The organism is Chitinophaga sp. ARDCPP14 (assembly GCF_051362515.1).
In the GTDB taxonomy this organism is placed as follows: domain Bacteria; phylum Bacteroidota; class Bacteroidia; order Chitinophagales; family Chitinophagaceae; genus Chitinophaga.
The window spans coordinates 535,435-557,782 of record NZ_JBKIXB010000002.1 but is presented as its reverse complement, the minus strand read 5'-3'; the positions used below and the strand labels follow the sequence as shown (position 1 = coordinate 557,782).

The 22,348-nt window shown below is 46.4% G+C and carries 19 protein-coding genes; 13 read left to right on the top strand and 6 right to left on the bottom strand.

Features of this window, described 5'->3' with window-relative positions:
• Positions 1-16 precede the first annotated feature (16 nt).
• Genes ACLHR0_RS06945 through rlmD form a run of 5 tightly spaced genes read right to left on the bottom strand, consistent with a single transcriptional unit; the run spans position 17 to position 5,602 of the window.
• The gene (locus ACLHR0_RS06945; RefSeq protein WP_370908770.1) at positions 17-1,159 is read right to left on the bottom strand and encodes an endonuclease/exonuclease/phosphatase family protein; all 1,143 of its coding nucleotides are present in this window, start codon (positions 1,157-1,159) and stop codon (positions 17-19) included.
• Positions 1,160-1,187: 28 nt separating this feature from the next.
• Entirely contained in the window at positions 1,188-2,285 is a 1,098-nt protein-coding gene (locus ACLHR0_RS06940) for an endonuclease/exonuclease/phosphatase family protein (RefSeq protein WP_436485529.1), read from the bottom strand.
• Between the two features lie 43 nt (positions 2,286-2,328).
• Entirely contained in the window at positions 2,329-3,261 is a 933-nt protein-coding gene (locus ACLHR0_RS06935) for a rhomboid family intramembrane serine protease (protein ID WP_429042917.1), read from the bottom strand.
• 47 nt (positions 3,262-3,308) lie between these two features.
• The gene (locus ACLHR0_RS06930; protein WP_370908767.1) at positions 3,309-4,136 is read right to left on the bottom strand and encodes a rhomboid family intramembrane serine protease; all 828 of its coding nucleotides are present in this window, start codon (positions 4,134-4,136) and stop codon (positions 3,309-3,311) included.
• A gap of 5 nt (positions 4,137-4,141) precedes the next feature.
• Complete coding sequence (rlmD, locus tag ACLHR0_RS06925) at positions 4,142-5,602, bottom strand: 23S rRNA (uracil(1939)-C(5))-methyltransferase RlmD (protein WP_429042915.1); 1,461 nt, start codon at positions 5,600-5,602, stop codon at positions 4,142-4,144.
• A gap of 75 nt (positions 5,603-5,677) precedes the next feature.
• On the opposite strand from rlmD, the gene ACLHR0_RS06920 reads away from it, so the two are divergent.
• The 6 genes from ACLHR0_RS06920 (at position 5,678) to ACLHR0_RS06895 (ending at position 10,981) form a co-directional block, all read left to right on the top strand.
• The gene (locus tag ACLHR0_RS06920; RefSeq protein ID WP_429062343.1) at positions 5,678-7,084 is read left to right on the top strand and encodes a redoxin domain-containing protein; all 1,407 of its coding nucleotides are present in this window, start codon (positions 5,678-5,680) and stop codon (positions 7,082-7,084) included.
• Positions 7,085-7,209: 125 nt separating this feature from the next.
• The gene (locus ACLHR0_RS06915; protein ID WP_429042911.1) at positions 7,210-7,911 is read left to right on the top strand and encodes a porin family protein; all 702 of its coding nucleotides are present in this window, start codon (positions 7,210-7,212) and stop codon (positions 7,909-7,911) included.
• A gap of 154 nt (positions 7,912-8,065) precedes the next feature.
• On the top strand, positions 8,066-8,686 hold the full coding sequence (locus ACLHR0_RS06910; protein ID WP_436485525.1) for a porin family protein: 621 nt from the start codon (positions 8,066-8,068) through the stop codon (positions 8,684-8,686).
• Positions 8,687-8,856: 170 nt separating this feature from the next.
• Positions 8,857-9,543, top strand: coding sequence for an outer membrane beta-barrel protein (locus ACLHR0_RS06905; protein ID WP_436485523.1), 687 nt, complete (start codon positions 8,857-8,859; stop codon positions 9,541-9,543).
• 57 nt (positions 9,544-9,600) lie between these two features.
• On the top strand, positions 9,601-10,275 hold the full coding sequence (locus ACLHR0_RS06900; RefSeq protein WP_436485521.1) for a porin family protein: 675 nt from the start codon (positions 9,601-9,603) through the stop codon (positions 10,273-10,275).
• Positions 10,276-10,306: 31 nt separating this feature from the next.
• Positions 10,307-10,981 carry a porin family protein gene (locus ACLHR0_RS06895; protein ID WP_436485519.1) on the top strand — a complete coding sequence of 225 codons (675 nt, stop codon included), beginning with the start codon at positions 10,307-10,309 and terminating at the stop codon, positions 10,979-10,981.
• Positions 10,982-11,258: 277 nt separating this feature from the next.
• Here ACLHR0_RS06895 and metF read toward each other — a convergent pair whose 3' ends face one another.
• Entirely contained in the window at positions 11,259-12,212 is a 954-nt protein-coding gene (gene metF, locus ACLHR0_RS06890) for a methylenetetrahydrofolate reductase [NAD(P)H] (protein ID WP_429042904.1), read from the bottom strand.
• A gap of 168 nt (positions 12,213-12,380) precedes the next feature.
• Here metF and lptB point away from each other — a divergent pair, with 168 nt between their 5' ends.
• The 7 genes from lptB (at position 12,381) to ACLHR0_RS06855 (ending at position 22,246) form a co-directional block, all read left to right on the top strand.
• Positions 12,381-13,142, top strand: a complete 762-nt coding sequence (gene lptB / locus ACLHR0_RS06885) for an LPS export ABC transporter ATP-binding protein (protein ID WP_370908758.1) — start codon at positions 12,381-12,383, stop codon at positions 13,140-13,142.
• 22 nt (positions 13,143-13,164) lie between these two features.
• Positions 13,165-14,697, top strand: coding sequence for a GH3 auxin-responsive promoter family protein (locus tag ACLHR0_RS06880; protein ID WP_370908757.1), 1,533 nt, complete (start codon positions 13,165-13,167; stop codon positions 14,695-14,697).
• Positions 14,698-14,714: 17 nt separating this feature from the next.
• Positions 14,715-15,464, top strand: a complete 750-nt coding sequence (gene fabG / locus ACLHR0_RS06875) for a 3-oxoacyl-[acyl-carrier-protein] reductase (RefSeq protein ID WP_370908756.1) — start codon at positions 14,715-14,717, stop codon at positions 15,462-15,464.
• A 110-nt stretch (positions 15,465-15,574) separates the two neighbouring features.
• Positions 15,575-16,138 carry an RNA polymerase sigma-70 factor gene (locus ACLHR0_RS06870; RefSeq protein WP_429042898.1) on the top strand — a complete coding sequence of 188 codons (564 nt, stop codon included), beginning with the start codon at positions 15,575-15,577 and terminating at the stop codon, positions 16,136-16,138.
• A gap of 81 nt (positions 16,139-16,219) precedes the next feature.
• A complete protein-coding gene (locus ACLHR0_RS06865; protein ID WP_436485515.1) occupies positions 16,220-17,329 on the top strand; it encodes a FecR family protein in 1,110 nt (369 codons plus the stop codon).
• Between the two features lie 242 nt (positions 17,330-17,571).
• Entirely contained in the window at positions 17,572-20,742 is a 3,171-nt protein-coding gene (locus ACLHR0_RS06860; protein WP_436485513.1) for a TonB-dependent receptor, read from the top strand.
• Between the two features lie 22 nt (positions 20,743-20,764).
• Positions 20,765-22,246, top strand: coding sequence for a RagB/SusD family nutrient uptake outer membrane protein (locus ACLHR0_RS06855; protein WP_429042889.1), 1,482 nt, complete (start codon positions 20,765-20,767; stop codon positions 22,244-22,246).
• The last annotated feature ends 102 nt before the right edge of the window (positions 22,247-22,348 follow it).

Below are 22,348 nucleotides of genomic sequence, written 5' to 3'. Positions count from 1 at the left end.
TCATAATCGATTACAGTTATTTATTTACTTCTACTGCTGTTTTTCCGCTACCTATCAGGCTAAGATTGGCAATTACAGGATAATGGTCAGACAGGTCAGAGTTTATTTTCCGGAAGCTGTTTACCTTAAAATGGTTACTGACAAACACATAGTCAATACGTAAGGTAGGCGCCAGCCCTGTAAAAGTACGGCCAATTCCGAAACCTTTTTGCAGAAAAGCGTCCTGGAGATCGCCTTTAATGGTAAAGTAGGTATACGACGCCGGGGTGTCGTTAAAGTCGCCGCAAACGATTACAGGGTATGGGCTTTGCCGGATAAAGTTACCTACAATATCGGCTTGTTGACTGCGGCGGATATACGCTTCCCGCATTTTCTGGATAATGCTTTTGGTGGCCTTTAGTCCCGTGTCTTCCTGGTTTTTGATTTTCCTGATAGCAGAATAATCTTTTTCGTTGAAGCGATAAGATTCCAGGTGCATATTAATGATCCGCAGGGTATCCTTATCTTTTACAATATCGGCATAGATAAGGCTTTCACTTCTCGGGCCATCGCTCATTTTCATTTTATCCGATGCTATAATAGGAAAGCGGGAATAGATGATAGATCCCCAGTGTTGCATGCCATCGCGGTTAAAATCACTGGAAAAGTAGCGGTATGGCAGTTCCATTTCCCGGGAAATATCCTCGCGGTTATTAAAGTCGTTTTTCTTTTCGGAGGTATAAAAATCCTGGAAGCAGGCAACATCCAGCTCTTGTTTTTTGATCATGGCAAACATGGCCTGCCGGTTGTATTTACTGTCCCTTTCGCGGTACAGGCCAAACTGGCTTACATTATAGCTCATTACGGTAAGGGTATTGCCATTGGTGGCTACCTTATTCCCGGCGGGCATTTTAAAGGCCACAAAGGCGCTGATAGATTTCCAGCCGAGCAACAGGGCGATCAGTGACAATAACGTATAACGATAATTAAAAAACAGCCACCCGATCAGGAATATCACCAATAGCCCCAACAGGAACGGGAAGGCCAGCGTAATAAAACTGATGGGCCAGAACCAGGCCGGGGATATATACGGCGCCATACAGGCTGCCAGGAAAAGTAATACCACGGCGAAATTGATGATCAGAAAAAATCCTTTCGTAAATAGTCTTAAAAAGCGCACCGCGTCATACTTTGTTGAAGTACTAAAGTTAGTTTTTTTTCAATGAAAGACAGGCCATAACCGGGAAATGCTCTGATGGCCGGTTATGGAAAACCTTACTTCCGTGGATGTTTACCGCAGGCTGTGCCAGGATGTAGTCGATCCGCAGTGAAGGCGACAGGTAGGAGAGTGTGCGTCCCCAGCCGGCGCCGGTTTTGAGGAAGGCGTCCTGCAAATTGCGGCTGATGGTTTTATAGGTGAACGAAACGGGGGTGTCGTTGAAATCGCCGCAAACAATAGCAGGATAGGGACTTGCGGCAATCAGTGCTGCCAGCTGGAGCGCCTGTGAGGATCTTGTTGGGAAAGTGCGCCGCATTTTATAAACCAGGCCAGTACCTTTCGGGGCTTTCATGTTTTCATAGTCCTCACCCTTAAACATATACGAAATGAGGTGAACATTGAATACCCGGATGGTATCTCCGTTTATGGCAATATCTGCCTGGAGAAAGGTGCTGCCACTGCCAGTGCTGCTTTCTACTGAGGGGATGGCCGAAGCAGTAATAATGGGATACCGGGAAAATAATACAATGCCGTAATGCCAGCTTTCCCAGTGGGTTTTGTCGCGGGTGAAATAATGATATGGATAGTTCCCGGTGGATGTAATGCGTTGCAGATGCTGTTCATTACCCGGTTTGTCATTGGTGTAAAATTCCTGCATGCAAAGAATGTCCGGGCTGCCGGAGGCAATGGTGTTATAGATCGCCGCTTCTTTGTCTTTATTCGTTACATATCTCTCTAAACCCATACTGCTGGTATTATAGGTCATCAGTGTGAATTGCCCGCTGTTGGTTTGTTTGCTGATAATATTTTCCCGGAAGATATGAACGCCCCAGGTAGTTAATGCTGCGGGCATGGCACAGATTATGGCGATTATATTCATCCACCCGTATTTCCGGTTTTTACGCCAGGCCCATACGGCGGTATATAAAAGGCAAAGCAGGAAGAGAAACGGAAAAAAGAATCCGGAGAAGCCCGCGGGCCACCATTGGCCCGGGTTGACACCGGGAAGGAAAACGCTGAGGAGCAGCGCAGCTACACCACAAATGTTACTCCAGAGCAAGGTACGGCGTACAATGATTTTCAGCATAGGGGAACAAGCAATTTCGAGGTATTTTTAATCCGTCATACTTTTATTCAGTTTTGCTTGCCCGTAATAAAGTATCCCGTTCTTCTGCTGAAAGCGACGATAATCCGTTTTCATTGATCTTATCGAGGATTTCGTTCAGTTTCTGTTCTGGTACTTTGCCAATGCGCCGGTACGGTTGCTGATCAGCATCTGTGGGAGAATTCTTCCTTTTAAAATCGTCCGGGTTAATGCGTTGTGATGCCGGGTGAAATACGTGGGTAAGTTTAAAGGCCAGTTTGTTAAATCCAGCACCCAAGTCCCTGCCTTTTTTCCACTGGTACATATATAACCAGCCTGCGAGTCCGCCGCCGGCGAGTACCGGGATATAGGTGTATCCATAGCTGGAAGACGCCATTAGTGCGCCAACAGAAAGCACAACGAAAACAAGGGTAATGATCCAGAGGGAAATACCTCCTGCCAGTAAAGGGAATATGCGGTAACGCGGAGCAATAGCGGTAACGCCTACGGCAATCGCCATGATACTTCCGGCGGCGCCCAGGGTGTATTCATTGCCTGCGAGTGCATGAAAGGACGGGATCAGCTGCATACCAGCCACGTAAAAGAGGTTACCGCAGAGACCTCCGAAGAGATATAATGGTAAAATCCGCTGGTGGCCTGCCAGGTGCTGCATGAAGGTGCCAAAGCACCACAGCCACACCATATTGGAAAAGATCTGCCAGAAGCTGATGTGTGTAAATAGGGAAGTGACCAGCGTCCAGGGACGGGTCAGTAATTTGGACGGATCTGCCGGAAGCCTCAGCCAGGTCATAATATCCTGGTGAAACCGGGGCTCGCCCACTTGTTCCATCTGGTATATTACAAGCGTAAAAAACAGGAAAACGAAAATCGTAAGATTAACGACCATCAGGTGTGTCACCATATTTCTTCCTTCTCCTAAAGAGAGGCGGGGCAATTTCTCTTTTTCCAACGCATGCATGGTACAAATATTTTTCAATACAAAAATACGTCAATAATACAGTTGTCTTAATAAAAATCTGTTCTCTTTTTACTCCAGTTCCTTAGCAGCAGGTAGGCAAAGAGTGCGCCACCGAGGTGGGCAAAGTGAGCCACATTATCTCCTGCCGAGTTCTGGATACCGGAGTACAGTTCACCCAGGATCATGAAGCCAACCACAAACTTAGCCCTGATGGGGATCATTGCAAAGAAATAGAGGTACCGGTTGGGGAACAGGTATCCGAATGCGAACAGGATACCGTATACCGCTCCGGACGCGCCCAGTGTAGCGCCATTGCGGTAATAGCTTACATAATTTTTGACATACAGGCTGGCCATTTCTATAGCTGCAGGGTCGCGGGCGGCCAATGCATTTTTCAGGCTGGCCATATCGAAGTTGGCGAGGTTGCCGATGTCGAACTTATTATCCAGCAACACAAAATTCGAGAAACTGGGATCATTCAGGAACTGCGCTGCATACCTGTTCAGGCTCAGGTTCTCATAAGTGAGTACGCCCATGTGGCACAGTGCAGCGCCCAGTCCGCATATCAGATAGAAAACCAGGAAACGCTTGGGTCCCCACAGGTTTTCCAGGGTGGCGCCAAACATCCACAGCGTAAACATGTTGAAGAGCACATGCGTAATGTTCTTCGGATCATGCAGGAACAGATGGGTAATGAACTGGTGTGGTTTGAATAGTTCGGAGCCCCAGTAGTGAAGGGCAAACAAACGACTCAGATCATAATCGAATTTGCTCAGCAGCGTAATCTGCACTAACCAAACCAAACCATTAATGATCATCAGATTTTTGATCACCATCGGCAGGTACTGAAATTTTCCGGGCCTGTACTCGTTCATTGTTGCTAGTTATTATCTCTTTTTTTCAACAACACCACATTTTCGATGTGATGGGTGTGCGGGAACATATCTACCGGTTGTACCTTTTCCACTGTATAGAGGGAATCCAGCAACGCCAGATCCCTGGCTTGTGTAGCGGGGTTGCAGCTAACATATACAATTTTAGGAGCACCGATCTCCAGCAGTTTATTGACCAGTTTTTCGTGCATGCCTGCCCGTGGGGGATCGGTAATGATCACATCCGGCTGGCCATGTTGTGCAAAAAACTCGTTATTGCAAATATCCACTACATCGCCTGCAAAAAAGGTGGCATTATTCACATTATTACGGGCGGCGTTTTCCTTTGCGTCGTCTATGGCTTCCTTTATCAGCTCAATACCCACTACTTTGCGGGCATTACGCGATACAAAGATGCCAATGCTTCCGGTACCGCAATATAGGTCATATACGATCTCGGATCCGGTTAAGCCTGCAAAATCCCTTGTTACCTTGTATAACACCTCTCCCTGGTAAGTGTTGGTCTGGAAAAAAGATTTAGGACCTATCTTGAAAACAAAATCTTCCAGTTTCTCTTCTGCATATCCTTTACCAAAATAGACTTTGGGTTCCAGGTCGAAGATGGTATCGTTTCCTTTCGGATTAATAGTATAAAGCAGGGTGGTAATGGCCGGTACTGTTTTCAGCAAATGGTCCAGCAGGGCAATCCTGTTGGGCTTGTCTTCATGGTGGATCACCAGGTTCACCATGATTTCACCGGTAGTGCAAAGGCGGATCACCAGGTTACGCAGCCATCCCTGTTGGGCACGGATGTCATAAAACGTAAGGTCGTGGGAAACCGCATATTCACGGACGGTGTTGCGGATCAGGTTTACCGGCTCCTGCATCAGATAGCAGGTATCTATATTCAGTACTTTATCGAAGAGCTTAGGTACATGAAAGCCCAATGCGGGCCTTACAGGTATTTCGCCGTCGTTGGCCCTGATTTCCTCGTTGGTAAGGTATGCTTTGTTGCTGAAGGTAAACTCCAGCTTATTGCGGTAATGTTCGGTATGGGCGCTGCCCAGGATAGGGTCCATTGGCGGCAGGGCCAACTTCCCAATGCGTTGCAGGTGGTCTGCCACCTGTTGTTGTTTGTACTCCAGTTGGAGGGAATAAGGCAGCATTTGCCATTTACATCCTCCGCAGGTGCCAAAATGCTGGCAAAAAGGAGTAACTCTTTTATCAGAATAGCTGTGAAAGTGAACTACTTTCCCTTCTGCCCAGTCTTTTTTGTTTTTACCAAGACGAACATCCACCACATCGCCGGGCACTACTCCGCCTTCAATAAATATCACTTTCCCATCATGACGGGCCAGGGCTTTACCTTCTGCCGCATAAGCAGTAACCGGTACATTTTCTAAAACAACGTTTTTTTTCCTCACGGCTGCAAAGGTAATTGAAATGCTGAATCCTGCATCGTAATTCATACGAATTACCACTCAGCACACCGCTTTCCTTTTTTACTTTTTTCCGCTTACATTTACATATTGCTTTCAAATATTATGCGTAAACTATTTCTACTGCTGATAGCAGCCCTTTTAGCGCAATATAGCCTGCAGGCGCAGGGTTACCAGATTACTGTGAAGCTGAAAAACTTTACCGGCGGGAAGTTTTTCCTGGCCCATTATATGGGCAGATCTACCTACCTGGCCGACTCTGCAGCAGTAAGCCCTGCGGGAGAAGTTGTGCTGAAAGGCAAGGAAAAACTGCTGCCAGGCATTTATCTGCTGGTACTGCCCGGTAAACAGCAGTATGTAGAAACCCTGATAGATAAGCAGCAGGTTTTCAGCGTAGCCATCGACACCAGCGATCTTGTTAATAAAACAGTATACAAGGGCAGCCCAGATAACGAGGGGTTCCTGGCCTACAATAAATTTCTTTTCCAGCAGGAAACGCTGAGCCGCAATATCCAGCAACAGCTGCAAACTGCCCGCACGACCGCAGATTCTGCCAAGGTGCAGCCATTGCAGCAGGAACTGGGAAAGAAGATCCAGGAATTCAGGACCAGCTTTATTGCCCAACATCCCGGCAATATCCTCAGCACCATTTTCCTGGCGATGAAGGAACCGGTGGTTCCGCCAGCACCAGCCGGAGCGGATTCTTTATTTGCCTATCATTATTTTAAAAATCATTACTGGGATGAGGTGGACCTGGAAAGCGACCGCCTGGTTAGAACGCCTATTTTGGAAGGAAAGCTGAAAAAATATTTCACCCAGCTGGTACCGGTACATCCGGATTCTATTATTGTAGACTGTGATGCCATGATTGCCCGTACCCGCAAAAGCAAAGAGGTTTTTAAGTTTGTGTTGTGGTGGCTTACTTATAATTACGAGAGCTCGCCTTACATGGGTATGGACGCGGTTTTTGTACACCTTGTGGAAAAATATTACGTTCCTGGGGAAGCGTTCTGGCTGACGGATGAGCAACTCAATAAAATTGTGGACAGGGCATACACAATGGCGCCAAACCTGATTGGCCGCCAGGCCGCTCCGTTGCAATATAAAGATACTGCTGCCAGGCCGCTTTCCCTGTATAAGACCCCCGCGAAGTTTACGGTCCTTGTTTTCTGGGATCCCACCTGCGGACATTGCAAAACAGAGATTCCCCGTTTGGATTCTGCCTGGAATGCAAGCTGGAAGAGCAAAGGAGTGGCCATGATCGGTGTTAAAACGGAAGGTACCCGTGAGGAATGGCTACAGTTTATCCATGAGCATCATCTTAATGGCTGGATACATGGCTCAGATCCGCAGGGGGAAACGAATTACCGCAGGCTTTATGATGTGTACAGCACACCAATGGTATACTTACTGGATGAAAAGAAGAAAATTGTGGCAAAAAGACTGGGTGTGGAGCAATTGCAGGAGTTCCTGGACAGGGTTGCCCCGAAAGATACTGCCACAAAACTGTAGAAACAGGAGTGTGGAACGTAGAATATATGCCTCTATACGCATTGAAAACCAAATAGTTCATAACTTTTAACATTCCTTTGGCATAGTCTTTGGCTCTGTGGTTGCAGACCATAAAACCAAAGATTATGAAGAAGATGTTATTATCACTCGCAGCGTTAACGATTTCAGTAGCAGCGATGTCTCAGGCGAGAGTTGGGATTAAGGCTGGCTGGAATCTCTCCAACATTACTTATGATAACTCCGGAAATACAAAAGATAGTCGTTCATTATCCGGTTTTAATGTGGGAGCCATTGCAGATTTACCGTTAGTTCCAAAGATTTTGTCATTTCAGCCCGGTGTATTTTATACCACCAAGGGTACCAAGCTTGAAACAGGAGATAAGAATAACTCCACTACCAATCCTTACGCAAAGTACACCATCAACCCATCTTACATCGAAATTCCGCTGAACTTCGTGGCTAAGTTGCCAATAGGTGAGAGTTCCAGCCTCTTTGCAGGTGTAGGTCCTTATTTTGCATTTGGTGTTGCCGGTAAGCAAAAGTATGAAACCACTATTGCCGGTGTGCATGCCAGTGGTTCAGAAAGTATTAAGTGGGATGATGATACCCCTTTTAATAACGACCCGAATACAGCATATAATAAAATGAAACGTTTCGACTGGGGTGGTAACGTACAGATTGGTGCGGAACTCAGCAACTTCCTGATCTCTGCCCAGTATGGTATTGGTTTTGCCAAAGTGAACTCCGGAGAGGACAACAGTACCGATGACAAGAGCAAGAACCGGGTATTCAGTGTTTCTGTAGGTTATTTGTTCGGCGGAAAATAGCTGGTTAATAAACAAATACGGAACTAAATTGTAATAACTGCAAGCAAGCAAAAAAAAACAGGTTCATTCATTAGTTGGCAATCAAAAAAATTAGGGAAGCGATACCTGACCTGTGGGTATCGCTTTTTTTAAAATCATTCAAATTACATCACACATGAAAAAGGTATTATTATCTGCAGCCGCATTACTGGTAGCTGGTCTTTCTTTTGGCCAGGCTAAATGGGGTATCGTTGCAGGACCGCAGTTTTCCAGCATGACTGCAAAAAATGCTGTTCTAAACAGTGGAAAAGAAACCAGCTCTATTCTTACCGGCATAAGGGCCGGGGTTACGGTAGATGTTCCGCTGGCAGATGAATTTTATATCGGAACAGGATTACTTTATTCCGGTAAAGGAGGCAAGGACAAGGATACAGATGTGAAAACTACTTTGTCCTACCTGGAGTTGCCTGTTCACTTTATGTTTAAACCAGAAGTAGGTACCGGCAGGCTGGTATTATCTGCAGGACCTTATTTCGCTTATGGTTTGGGCGGAAAGATCAAGGATACCGGGTTTGGCGATCTGGATGTATATGATGATGAAGCCACCGTGCTGAAACAGAAAAGATTCGATGCCGGTTTAGGTATTAATGTAGGTTATGAACTGCCTGTGGGACTGTATTTCGGTCTGAATACCGACCTTGGTCTGGTTAATACGGCAGATAATACCGATAACGACCGTAGCTTTAAGAACACGTCTTTTGGCGTGTCCGTTGGATATAAGTTTGGTGGCAGGTAAAACCTGCTTCCGATGAACTTTTTATTAACCACCCGGGAATTTCGGGTGGTTTTTTATTTTTATGAAAACGTTTGTTTAATTTCGCCTACAATAACCGACTGAGCATTAAGACTTTTCCCCCAAAATGATGTCACTGTGATATTCTTAATCCTTTTATTACCGAACCACTGATGAAAATTTTTACTCTTCTTTTTGTAACAGTATTTTTTGTTACAGCTACCTCACATGCACAGGTAAGTTTGGGTATTCGTGGCGGCTATATCAATACCGGGCTGGAGTCTTCCGGGAGTGGATATGCGCCGGGAACCCAAAAAACGGATAGCTGGCAGGCAAGCTTCTATACGAACGTACCGCTGTTTAAAAATGGCTATCTGCAGCCAGGCATCAGTTACATAAAAAAAGGTGCGGGACTGGATTATGCGGTATCCCATCCGGTTAACCTGTTTACATCCGGGGCAACAAAGCTGAAACTGCAATACCTGGAACTGCCGGTTCACCTGGTATATAAGGTGCCGGTAAGCTTTGGTAAGCTGCTGGTAGGTGCAGGTCCCTATGCCGCTTATTGTATCCGCGGCGATTACAGTGTAGCGGCTTACACCGAAAATAAACTGGTGCAATCGGGATCCCAACGGATCGATTTTAAGGGGTCTCCCAATATTTTCGGCACTAACATGAACCTGCAGCGCTGGGATGCCGGGGTTAACTTCATTGCGGGTTTGGAGTTGAATTGCTGCCTTTCACTGAGTGCACAATATGGATACGGCATGATGGATATCGATCAATCGGTGGATAATAATTATAAAAACAGGTATTGGGGCGTAAGCCTTGGTTTTTTCTTTGACAGGGAAGACTGGTAGTCTTTTTACGCGGGGAACGGTTTTTGTTAACAGGGAGCGGATTTATACTTAAAATGCATGAAAAGAAATATTCTGATTGTTGTAGCCCTGCTGGTTGTTCAGATGGCAACTGCGCAAGTTAGATTTGGACTAAAGGCCGGCTTTACCGGCGCCAGTATGAAACTGACTGACCCCGCTGATGTTCCGGACCGGAACGAGTTTATGTTGCCTGCTTTTCATGCAGGCATTTTAGCAGATATTCCTCTTGCAAAATGGTTGGCGGTACAGCCAGGACTTCTTTACAGCGTTGCTGGTTACAGAACCCGGCCGGAGCAATCAACCGGGAACTATTACTATATCGTCAAATTCCGGTATAACTATCTTGAATTACCTGTCAACTTTCTGTTTAAGCAAAAATTGGGACAAGGTAAAATTGTAGCAGGATTTGGTCCCGGCCTGTCTTATGGTATTGGTGGCAAGGCCACTTATATCAAAGAAGGCACTAAAGAAGAAACAAAACGGGTAAAGTTTGACGGGGATAAAGCGGTTCCGGCAAACGGCTCTGAAATACATGCTAACCCGGTAGACGTTTCGGCTAATTTCCTGCTCGGTTATGAGTTTAATGAAGGATTTTTGCTTACGGCAGGTTATTCTTCCGGCTTTATAAATGTAACTACCAGGGAACATGCAGAAGAGCTGAACCGAAGCTTCCGGATTTCCTTTGGATACTTGTTTCCCCGGACCCACCGGTAGCAAATTGACAGACAACATTCCTTAAACCTATATGAAAAAGAACATCCTGATTATTGTAACCTTGTTAAGTTCGTTAACCCTGTGTGCCCAGGTAAGATGGGGAGTCAAAGCCGGTTTTTCAGGCGGAAACATGAAACTGAAAGACCGCACCCAGATGACATTATTTCACGACCGGACGCTGCCTGCCTACCATGCAGGGATACTGGCAGACATCCCGCTTGCGAAGAGTTTTGCCGTTCAGCCGGCACTGTTATACAGTGTTAAAGGCACCAAAGCCGTTAATACCTTTATGACGGGCATGGGCAGTAACGAGGAAGCTACTACCAGCTACCGGTATAACTACCTGGAGTTACCCGTTAACTTTTTATATAAAGGGGAAGCGGGCAAAGGAAAAGTTTTTGCGGGGCTGGGACCTTATATAGCCTATGGTATAGGCGGAAAAGTTACTTATAAGGGATACAACGCCGAAACGAAAAAATCCAGGCAGATTAAATTTGATGGAGATGATGTTGCGAACCAGGAAGAGTTACATGCCAACGCCATAGATGCGGGTGTTAATTTACTGGCCGGCTATGAATTTAAAAACGGGTTATTGTTTAGTATAAACTATACTTCCGGCTTTTTAGACGTTAGTGCCAGCGACAGAACCCAGGAAAAGCACCGTTATTTTGGCTTGTCTGTCGGATATCTCTTTACACGAAAATAGTACGTATACTATACAGACAATAGAAAGACTGCCTCTTACGGCGGTCTTTTTTATTTTTTTTAAAAGAAGATAGGGGTCATTCCTTTTTACCGCGTCTTATTAGCGAAAGATGCCATCGGAAGATGACATCGATCATTGGACAGTTATAATTAAAAGTGTGACAGTTATAGGGATATGCCACTACGTATCTACGTGATGGCATTTTTTATATGAAAGACAGCAAAAAAGGGAAAGACTTTCGTCCTTCCCTTCTGCTTTTATAAGGAGTTAGGATAAGCTACATAATTGCTTCCACTGCCTGACGCACCACCTTGGGTTTACCCAGCGTGTAATAGTGCAATACCGGCACGCCAAAGGCTTTCAGTTCTTTCGACTGTGCAATGAGCCACTCAGTACCCACTTGTTCCACATCCTTGTCTGTTTTGCATTTCAGGATTTCTGTAGAGAGGTCTGTAGGAAGGTCCACATGGAAAATACGTGGCAGCATGGTCATTTGCTTCCTGGAAGTTAATGGCTTCAGCCCGGGGATAATAGGCACGGTGATACCCATTTCACGGCATTTGTTTACGAAGTCGAAGAACTTCTGGTTGTCGAAAAACATTTGAGTAACGATATAATCGGCCCCGTTTTCCACCTTACGTTTCAGGTGCGACAGGTCTGTTTGCATATTGGGGGCTTCAAAATGTTTTTCGGGGTAACCGGCTACGCCGATGCAGAAATTGGTTTTTACACCGCTTTGCAGATCATCTTCCAGGTAAACGCCGTTGTTCATATGTGCCACCTGGTCCAGCAAATCAATTGCATAGCTGTGTCCATGCGGGTCGGGTTCAAAGAAAGTTTCATTTTTGGGAGCATCTCCACGTAAAACCAGTACATTGTCGATACCCAGGAAGTTAAGGTCTATCAGGGCATTTTCTGTTTCTTCCCGGCTAAAACCACCGCAAATGAGGTGTGGTACCGCATCTACGTTATAATGGTTCATAATGGCCGCGCAAATACCCACGGTGCCGGGGCGTTTACGGATTTCCACCTTTTCAAAGGATCCGTCCGCCTTTTTCTTGAACATATGCTCGCTGCGGTGATAGGTCACATTGATAAATGCGGGCTTGAATTCCATCAGCGGATCCAGGTGGTCGTAGATAGACTCAATGCTCTTTCCTTTAAGCGGAGGGAGGATTTCGAAAGAAATCAGGGTGTCTTTGGCCTTGGCAATATGTTCAGTTACTTTCATAAAGTTATAAGCTTTGAGGAAGGCGGCTGGATATAAAGCCAGCTTCCTGCTAAAATTACGCGGGCAAAAATAAGATATCCCCTTATTATTATCAGATCATTTTTAATCTTAGGATAACTATAACTAGGCTAACTGAATGAATTGTTTATTTTTGCTAAGTTTGATCATATGACATTAAGAATACATACAGACCAGCTGGTAAAGCGTTACGGCAACAGAACCGTGGTAAATCACGTATCTGTGGAAGTGTCCCAGGGGGAGATTGTAGGGCTGCTGGGGCCAAACGGCGCCGGTAAAACCACCTCCTTTTACATGGTGGTGGGGCTTATTAAGCCTGATGAAGGGAATGTGTACCTGGATGGCCAGAACATTACCAAGCTGCCCATGTACAAGCGGGCGCAGATGGGCATTGGTTATCTGCCGCAGGAGGCTTCCGTGTTCCGGAAGCTGAGCGTGGAGGATAATATTTCCGCTGTCCTGGAAATGACTACCCTGAAAAAGGCGGAGCAGAAAGAGAAGCTGGAAAGTCTTTTGTCTGAGTTCCGGCTTACGCACGTAAGGAAAAGCCCTGGCGACGTATTGAGCGGGGGAGAACGCCGTCGTACCGAGATCGCACGCGCCCTGGCCGTAGACCCGAAGTTTATCCTGCTGGATGAGCCTTTTGCCGGTATCGACCCCATTGCCGTAGAGGATATCCAGGGAATAGTAGCCAAACTGAAATACAAAAATATAGGTATCCTGATCACCGACCACAACGTTCAGGAAACATTGTCCATTACTGACCGGGCTTATTTATTGTTTGAAGGTAAAATCCTGAAATCAGGATCTGCCGAAGAGCTGGCAGCCGATGAACAGGTAAGAAAAGTGTATCTTGGCCAGAATTTTATTCTTCGCCGTAAAGATTACCTGGACGAAGCAGCTAAACAATAAAAATAATTCTACAGCATCCTATATGAGAATTTTAAGTCCTGCAATATCACAACTGGCAAGATTGCGAATGGGGCGTATTGCGTATTTCATGCAGTATCCCGTGCAGGTGCAGCAGCAGGTATTCCAAAACCTTATCAGTGCCGCCCAGTATACCGAATTCGGTAAGCAGTACGGCTTTTCAAAGATTTATAAGATAGACGAATATAAACAGCGCGTTCCTATTCATACTTATGATACCATCAAGCCCTATATACAGCGTACGATGGAGGGACAGCAGAATGTACTCTGGAATACACCCATCAAATGGTTTGCAAAATCCAGCGGTACCACCGCGGATAAAAGCAAATTTATCCCTGTAACAGTGGAAAGCCTGGATGAATGCCACTATCGTTCCGGCAGGGATGTGATCTCCCTTTATTACAATAATTTCCCCGACTCCGACGTATTTACCGGTAAATCACTGGTAATAGGAGGCAGTCACCAGGTGAACAAACTTTCCGAAAACAGCGATTCCTATTTCGGGGACCTGAGCGCCGTAATGCTCCAGAATATGCCGTTTTACGGCAATATGATCCGTACACCGGACCTGGAAATAGCGCTCATGGACGAATGGGAAGAGAAAATAGAACGTATGGCCAACGCCGTGATCCATGAAAATGTAACCTCTATTGCAGGGGTGCCTACCTGGACCATTGTGCTGATCAAACGTATTTTTGAACTCACCGGTACAGACAACCTGGCCGATGTATGGCCTAACCTGGAGCTTTATATGCATGGCGGCGTAAGCTTTACCCCTTACCGCGAGCAATTTAAAAAACTGATCCGCAAGCCTTTAATGCATTACCAGGAAACGTATAACGCATCCGAAGGCTTCTTTGCAGCCCAGGATGTGGTAGGAGAAGAAGGGCTGTTGCTGTTCCTAAACCATGGCATCTTCTATGAGTTTATGCCAATGGAGGAACTGGACAAGGAAAATCCGCAAACCCTGCAACTGCAGGAAGTGGAGCTGGGTAAAAACTATGCCCTGGTGATCAGTACCAATGGCGGCTTATGGCGCTATATGGTAGGAGATACCATCCAGTTCACCTCCCTGATTCCTTACCGTATTAAAGTCAGCGGCAGAACAAAGTCGTTTATTAATGCTTTCGGTGAAGAAGTGATCGTGGAAAATTCAGATACTGCAGTGGCCAAAGCCTGCGAAGCTACGGGTGCAGTGGTAAATGACTACACCGCAGCCCCTGTTTATTTCAGTGATCATGGCAACGGCGGACACGAATGGCTGGTGGAATTTGAAGTAGCGCCGGATGACCTGAACCGCTTCATTACGGTACTGGACAGTACTTTAAAAGCCATTAACTCAGATTACGAGGCCAAAAGATACAAGGATATCGCCCTGCACATGCCGGTAGTGCGTGTATTGCCGGAAGGAACTTTTTGCGAGTTCCTGAAAAGCAAAGGCAAGCTGGGCGGACAACATAAAGTTCCACGACTGAACAACGACCGCAAATACCTCGAAGAAATTCTGCAATTTGCGGCGGATCATATGAATGCTTAAAACCTATCAACTATAACATGAAATTACTGGAGAACAAAGTAGCCATAGTAACAGGCGCCAGCCGTGGTATCGGGGAAGCAATTGCTTTGAAATTTGCAGCACAGGGAGCAAACGTAGCATTTACATACGTAAGTTCCGATGAAAAAGCCCAGGCACTGGAAGCAAAGCTCACCGCTTTGGGTGTAAAAGCAAAAGCTTATAAATCCAATGCAGGCGTTTACGAGGAAACTGAAGCGCTGGTAGCGGATGTATTGAAAGAATTCGGAAAAATTGATATTTGTGTGAACAACGCGGGTATCTCCAAAGATAACCTGCTGTTGCGTATGAGCCCTGATCAGTGGGATGATGTAATGAACATCAACCTGAAGAGCGTGTATAACATGACCAAACATGTAATACGCCCCATGATGAAGGCAAAAAGCGGTAGCATCATTAATATGAGCTCCGTAATCGGTATCATGGGAAACGCCGGCCAAAGCAGCTATGCCGCTTCTAAAGCCGGTATCATCGGTTTTACCAAGTCCATTGCACAGGAGCTGGGCAGCCGTAACATCCGCTGTAATGCCGTGGCCCCGGGTTTTGTAGAAACAGACATGACCAGCTACCTCAAAGAAGGAGAGGGCGCTGCCAATTATATTGCTCAGATTCCGCTGGGCCGCTTCGGCACACCGGAAGATATTGCCAACGTTTGCCTGTTCCTGGCGTCTGATATGAGCGGTTACGTAACCGGTCAGACAATCAGCACCTGTGGCGGCTTGTGTATGTAATTCAACGAGTTAAAGATGGTAAAACGCGGGTCTATGATCCGCGTTTTTTTATTGAACCTACTTTACGTATCTTTTGCCGCAGTGAACAATCTTGTGGACGAAGGAATACTTTGGAGGAAGTAAGTAAAAATATTAACCGGAAACAACGTCAGCTACCCGCTTTTGAATCATTATTCAAAGAGTATTACGCCGCGCTCTGTACATTCGCCTTTGATTTCGTAAACAGACATGAACTGGCAGAAGAAATTGTGCAGGATACTTTTTTGAAGATATGGGAGAAGTACAGGGAGCTGGACATCCAGGTATCTGAAAAAGCATACCTGTACCGCGCTGTTCAGAATAATTGCCTCAACTACATCAAGCAAAACAAGGTGAAAACGCAATACGGCAGCGAAGAGCTTCAGCAGCTGGAGTCCCGTATTTCCCTGTTCAGCATTGCCTCCGGTCATTCGCCGGCAGAAAAACTCGAACAATCCGAACTGGAGCTGATAGCGGAAAAAGCCATCCGCAAATTACCACCCCAGTGCCAGGATGTATTCCGGCTTAGCCGCTTTGAAGAATTGAGTTACCCCGAAATTTCCCGCCACCTCGGCATCTCCATCAACACCGTCAAAACACAGATGACCCGCGCCCTGCAAAGGTTACGCGACGAACTACTTCCTCTTTTGAAGTAGAGGTTTAAAAAAAACAACATTTATTTTCTTCGCTTGTCACCCTACCCGGCATTAAATGTTGTCTTACTACTTGTTTTCTATATGATGGGTCCTAACTATACACAGGAGCAGGCAGATGACCTGATCGCACGTTTTTTATCCGGTAATATTTCCCCGGATGAGCAGGCGGCGCTAACGCACTGGATCAATGCCTCGGCGGAGAACCAGTCTTATTTCCTTCAGCTCAGGGATGCGTGGCAGGCAACGGCACGGGAAGGGAGTTATGATACCGGCACCGCCTGGGATAGTTTGCAGTATAGCACGGCCATAGAACCGCCATTGGCGGTAAACAAATGGAGGTACTATTTCCGTGTGGCCGCCTCCTATACATTGCCTTTTTTAATCGGCGGCGGCCTGGTGTATGCCTGGGCCTCCGGTAAAAAAGATAACAGCAGTAATGCGCTGGTAACGGTAACCAGCCCGAAAGGGGCTACCACCAAAATTGAATTGTCTGATGGTACGGAAGTATGGCTGAATGCAGGGAGCAAGCTGCAGTATGCACAGTCGTACAACCTCCGCGGCCGCGAAGTAAAACTGGAGGGAGAGGCCTTCTTTAAAGTGCATACCAACGCACAAAAGCCTTTTACGGTAAGAGCCTCCGACCTGAGAATACTCGCGCTGGGTACATCTTTCAATGTAAAAGCATACCCGGAAGATAAAACCGTAGTAACCACGCTGGTAGACGGAGAAGTGAAGATAGACGGCAGCAAAACCACTACGCCTTTCGGACTTATGATGAAACCACATCAACATGTTGTGTATAAAAAACCGTTGTCAAACGGCAGTGAACAATTGAAAACGCCTGTATCTGGCGGAGACAGCTCCACCGCTGCTCCGATAGAAAGCAGGGAAGTGAACAATACGGAAATATATACCGCCTGGAAAGACGGCAACTGGATAGTGGCCGCTCAAACCATGGAAGAACTGGCGGTAACAATGGAACGCAGGTTTAATGTAAAGGTGATCTTTAAAGAACAGGAACTGAAAGAATACCGCTTCAGTGGCACTTTCCGTCAGGAAACGCTGGAACAGGTACTGAACATTCTAAAGCTCACAGCACCGCTGAAATACACCATCAACAAAGGTGTAGTTACCCTGGCGCTGGACGAAGAGCTGAGAGAAAAATATAATAAAGCATTTAAAAGCCGGTAATGGCCGGATAGAAGGGACAACCATCATTCAATCACCTGTAAAACCAACTTACATGCCCGACATGAAGGACTAAAAAAATTGGGGTAATGCGACTTACCCCAATCAACGAAAATCACTTAATGGCGAATTGCCTTTGCGACGGGCAATCGCCGTAATTATCGTTTAACTAAAATCTATACAAGTTTATGAAATCCACTGCAAACCTGGCGGCATTATTTTGCCCCGGGCGAAAATTATTGCTCATGATGAAATTGACGGGTCTGCTGATTTTCGGAGGTTTTTTACAGGTATCCGCTAATGCATACGCGCAGGATAATATAAAAGAACTGCATGCTGAAAATAAAAGCGTGAAAGATGTATTTAAACTCATCGAAAACAACAGCAATTATCGCTTCTTCTACAACGAGAACTTTACTGATCTGAATAAGGCAGTGACTATTGATGTGAAAGATAAAAAGATCAGTGAAGTGCTGAAGGAACTCTTCAACAACTCCAATGTTACCTTCCGCGTGCTGGAAAACAACCTGGTGGTGATTACTCCCACCGGTACCGCACAGGTAAAAGTAACAGGATATGTAACAGACGCCACTACCAAAGATCCGTTGCCCGGTGTAACGATCACCGTAGAAGGCGCCAGCACCGGCGCCGTAACAGATGCTACCGGTAAGTTCACTATCCAGGCGCCTTCGGAAAACAGCGTGCTGATATTTTCCTATATCGGCTACCTGCAACAGAAAGTAGCAATAGGCGGCCGCTCTGAACTCAATATTAAACTGGAACCGGATACCAAGAAACTGGAAGAAGTAGTAGTAATGGGTTACACCACCACTACTACCAAAAACCTCACCGGTGCAGCGCAGGCAGTAAGCGGCGCTAAACTGAAAGACGTTACTGCCAGCAGCATGGATAAAATGTTGCAGGGTAAAGTAAGCGGCGTATTTGTAGGAAATACTTCCGGAGATCCTGCCTCGGCGCCCGTGATCCGCATCCGTGGTAACGGAACCCTTACTGCGGGCAACTCTCCCCTGGTAGTTGTAGATGGTATCATAGGCGGATTACCCAACCCCAGCGATATTGAAAGCGTTACCATCCTGAAAGATGCCGCCGCTACTACACTGTACGGCGCCCGCGCCGCCAACGGCGTAATGGTAATTACCACCAAAAGAGGTAAAGCCGGCAAAACCCAGGTAAACTTCCGCACCAACGTAGGAACCGCCCAGCTTAATACAGGACATTTCCATCTCATGAACGGAACAGACCTGTACGACCTGCAGAAAGCCGCAGGCGCTACGCTGGATCCATCTCTCCATAATATCAATACCAACTGGCAGAAGCTGGCCTTCCAGAATGCCACCAACCAGAACTACGAATTATCTACCAGCGGTGGTAACGAAAAAACAAAGTTCTACCTGGGCGGTAACTACTATAAAGAAGATGGTATCCTGAAAGGTACCGGGGTAGAGCGTTTCAGCGCCCGCCTCAACCTGGATCATAACATCACCGATAAGTTCCGCATCAGCGCCAACTTCGCCGGAACGCAAACTTCCGACCACGATAATTCAAACGGCTCATTGTATCAATACTATACCAATCTCCCCTGGGACAAGGCGTACGACGAACAAGGCAAGCCGGTAAACCCGCTCACCGCCGCTACCTGGTACGGAAGGGATATGACTAACTTCCTTTACGACCAGCAGTATAACTATATTAAAAATAAAAGGCAGTCGCTCGAAGCACTGGTGAAACTGGAATACGACATCACCAAATGGTTGTCCTTCAGCTCAACCAACCGCGCACAGTATTACCACTTCAACCAGGAAAGCAACGGCGATGTGCGGACTTCTTCCGGCACCGACGACCGTGGCAACCTGTATAATTACTACCAGGATTCTGCGAGCTATATCAGCTCCAACCTGTTGAAAGCAAGATATACCATCAACAAGGTGCATAACATCGACGGACTGGTGGGCGCTGAGTTCCAGCAGGCCAATCTTAATGATATCAATGCAAAAGGTAAAGGTATCCTGCAGGGAGTAGAGGTACTGGATGGTACTTCTTCGCCGATGTCTATTGGCGGTACTAAAATAGCCCGCGCCTTTAACTCCTATTTTGTACAGGCGAACTATAACTACAATTATAAATATTACTTCACTTCTTCCTTTAGAAGAGATGGATCTTCCAAGTTTGGCGCCAACCAGCAGTATGGTAACTTCTATGCCTTCGGCGCATCCTGGGCAGCATCTGAAGAAAACTTTATTAAACAGATAAAAGCCATCACCAACCTGAAGTTAAGGGCCAGCTACGGAACTACCGGTAACGCGGAAATAGGCGACTACAGCGCTATTGGGGCCTATTTGATCAATACGCAGTACAACGGTTTCCCCGGTGCTTACCAAAGCGTGTATAATGTGCCGAACCTTTCCTGGGAAAAAGCATACAATACCAACATTGGTATCGACCTGGGATTATTTAACCGCATTAACCTGACCGTGGAATTATACCAGAAAGATAACAAAGACCTCCTGTTCAATGTGCCGCTGCCTGCTACTGCCGGTTACAGCTACATTTCACAGAACGTAGGATCTGTGCGTAACAAAGGACTTGAAATCAACCTGAGTACAGATAACCTCGTAGGCGCCTTCAAATGGAGCACCGACTTCAACATCGGCTTCAATAAAAACAGGGTAACCGAACTGTATACCGGGAAGAACCAGATCGTAGATCCGATCAGCGGCTATTTCATCCTGCAACAGGGTCAGGATATGCGCAGTTTCTACATGCGTAAATGGGCCGGTGTAGATCCTGCCAATGGTGATCCGCTGTGGGAAAAACTAGTGACAGATGCCAATGGCAACGTAACCGGTAAAACCACTACCAATAACTATAACGATGCGTCCCTGCAGATTGTGGGTTCTGCCACGCCGAAATTCTTTGGTGGTATGCGTAATACGTTCTCCTATAAAAATTTCCAGCTAAGTGCCTTCCTGGCGTTTGTTTCCGGTAATGATGTGTATAACAGCACCCGTGAACTGATGGACAATGACGGCGCATATTATACCTATAATATGATGTCGCTGGATAAAGACTGGAGCCGCTGGGAAAAGCCAGGTGATGTGGCTACCCATCCAAAGTATACTATCAAAGGAAATAAAAACTCACACAAACCATCTTCCCGTTTCCTGGAAGACGGAAGCTACCTGCGTCTGAGAAACGTAAACCTGAGCTATGCGTTGCCGAAGGCCTGGCTGGACCGCGCGCATATTGGAAACGCCAGAATTTCTATTGGCGGTGATAACCTGTGGACCTTAACCAAATTCTCCGGTCTGGATCCGGAAGTAGATGATCGCGGTATCAACTACATCAAGTATCCGTCCAGCACCAAGTGGTTTGCAGGCCTTGAAATTAATTTTTAACAGGAGCTAAAAAGAGATGATCATGAAACACATGTCAAAATACTTTGCAGGGCTGTTGCTGTTATCAGTGGCTACTTCCTGCTCATTGAAGAAAGACCCGTACAGTGCTGTTCCGGATGATAATATTCTGAAAGATGAAACTAAATGGCCGGCGGCCACTGTAGGTAATTATGCGTTACTGAAAGAAGAAAACTTTACGCGCAACTATTTCCAGATGGGAGAGTTCCCCAGTGATGATGTAGCACTGAGTGGCGCTACTACTGATGCGCTTTTTTATTCATACACTTACGGGCACCTGACCAACCAGGCCAACGCATTGCAGATCTGGCGGGCAGGATACAAGGCGATCAACGGCTGTAATAAGCTGCTGGAGGTAATGACAGAAGGTAAGTCGGACGCCGTGAATAAGATGATCGGGGAAAACCTGTTCATCCGCGCCTTTGTACATTTCAGCCTGGTAAGATCTTTCGGCCGCCCTTATACACAAAGCCCGGCAACCAACCTGGGGGTACCGGTTGTTACTAAATTCGATATAACTGCCATGCCTAAACGTAGCACTGTACAGGATGTATACGCGCAGGTGGTAGCAGATCTGAAGAAAGGAAAAGACCTGATGGACAACTCCAACACCAACAGCTACGCCACCAAATATGGCGCTATGGCTTTACTGGCGAGGGTGTATCTCTACATGGGGAAAAATGATTCTGCCCGTATTTATGCAGATTCTGTTATCACTTCGGGTCAGTATTCCCTGGTGAATACTTCTGATCTTCCCGGTTATTACACCAAAACCAATGAAAACAACAAGGAAACCATCTTCGCTATTCATCATACCTTGCAGGACGACCGTACCTGGAGCTCTATCGGCTCTATGTATTATATGTCGCCCGGTGGTATGGGCTATGGCGAAATGTATGCTTCCCAGTCGTACCTCGACCTGCTGCACAAATACCCGGCAGATGCCCGTAACTCCTTTGTGCAAGCGGTGTACCTGAAAGGCGCTGATGGCCGGGATTCCGTGAATGCCGGCGGCCAGAAAGTAATGGCTTCCCGCAATGGCGTTCCAAAATGGTACGTGCTGAAATATTCCAACCAGGATAACGTGCCTACCCTCAGTTCACCGGTGGTATTGCGCCTGGCTGAAATGTACCTGATCCGTGCGGAAGCGAATGCGAAGCTGAACAACAACGCTGCCGCCATCGATGATGTGAATACCATCCGTAAAAGGGCCGGGTTAAGCGGCGCGGCGCTGTTTACCGTATCTGACCTGCATGGCTATCCTTCCGTGCTGGATGTAGTACTGGACGAACGCCGCCTGGAACTTGCCTTTGAAACACATCGTGTATTTGACCTGTTCCGCAATAACCGGAATGTATACCGCAATTATCCCGGCGTACAAAATAATCCGCAAACAGTTTCTTATACAGATGCAAGGGTGGTACACTTTATTCCTGAACAGGAAATATTGCTTGATCCTAACCTGGTGCAAAACCCGATTCAATAGTATTACCCGGTGAAAGCCCCGTTCTGCGGGGCTTTTGCTTTTATAAAATAATCGGGAAAAGAAACCGCAACAGTAGTAAATTTATAACCGGTGAACATTTAA

What these genes read in the sequence shown, in the direction of transcription:
- ACLHR0_RS06900 (WP_436485521.1), top strand. Translation starts at nt 9,601, where the DNA reads ATGAAAAGAAATATTCTGATTGTTGTAGCCCTGCTGGTTGTTCAGATG.
- ACLHR0_RS06930 (WP_370908767.1), bottom strand. Translation starts at nt 4,136, where the DNA reads ATGAACGAGTACAGGCCCGGAAAATTTCAGTACCTGCCGATGGTGATC.
- ACLHR0_RS06915 (WP_429042911.1), top strand. Translation starts at nt 7,210, where the DNA reads ATGAAGAAGATGTTATTATCACTCGCAGCGTTAACGATTTCAGTAGCA.
- ACLHR0_RS06935 (WP_429042917.1), bottom strand. Translation starts at nt 3,261, where the DNA reads ATGCATGCGTTGGAAAAAGAGAAATTGCCCCGCCTCTCTTTAGGAGAA.
- ACLHR0_RS06905 (WP_436485523.1), top strand. Translation starts at nt 8,857, where the DNA reads ATGAAAATTTTTACTCTTCTTTTTGTAACAGTATTTTTTGTTACAGCT.
- ACLHR0_RS06920 (WP_429062343.1), top strand. Translation starts at nt 5,678, where the DNA reads ATGCGTAAACTATTTCTACTGCTGATAGCAGCCCTTTTAGCGCAATAT.
- ACLHR0_RS06855 (WP_429042889.1), top strand. Translation starts at nt 20,765, where the DNA reads ATGAAACACATGTCAAAATACTTTGCAGGGCTGTTGCTGTTATCAGTG.
- ACLHR0_RS06940 (WP_436485529.1), bottom strand. Translation starts at nt 2,285, where the DNA reads ATGCTGAAAATCATTGTACGCCGTACCTTGCTCTGGAGTAACATTTGT.
- lptB (WP_370908758.1), top strand. Translation starts at nt 12,381, where the DNA reads ATGACATTAAGAATACATACAGACCAGCTGGTAAAGCGTTACGGCAAC.
- ACLHR0_RS06865 (WP_436485515.1), top strand. Translation starts at nt 16,220, where the DNA reads ATGATGGGTCCTAACTATACACAGGAGCAGGCAGATGACCTGATCGCA.
- ACLHR0_RS06910 (WP_436485525.1), top strand. Translation starts at nt 8,066, where the DNA reads ATGAAAAAGGTATTATTATCTGCAGCCGCATTACTGGTAGCTGGTCTT.
- ACLHR0_RS06860 (WP_436485513.1), top strand. Translation starts at nt 17,572, where the DNA reads ATGATGAAATTGACGGGTCTGCTGATTTTCGGAGGTTTTTTACAGGTA.
- ACLHR0_RS06895 (WP_436485519.1), top strand. Translation starts at nt 10,307, where the DNA reads ATGAAAAAGAACATCCTGATTATTGTAACCTTGTTAAGTTCGTTAACC.
- rlmD (WP_429042915.1), bottom strand. Translation starts at nt 5,602, where the DNA reads ATGAATTACGATGCAGGATTCAGCATTTCAATTACCTTTGCAGCCGTG.
- fabG (WP_370908756.1), top strand. Translation starts at nt 14,715, where the DNA reads ATGAAATTACTGGAGAACAAAGTAGCCATAGTAACAGGCGCCAGCCGT.
- metF (WP_429042904.1), bottom strand. Translation starts at nt 12,212, where the DNA reads ATGAAAGTAACTGAACATATTGCCAAGGCCAAAGACACCCTGATTTCT.
- ACLHR0_RS06880 (WP_370908757.1), top strand. Translation starts at nt 13,165, where the DNA reads ATGAGAATTTTAAGTCCTGCAATATCACAACTGGCAAGATTGCGAATG.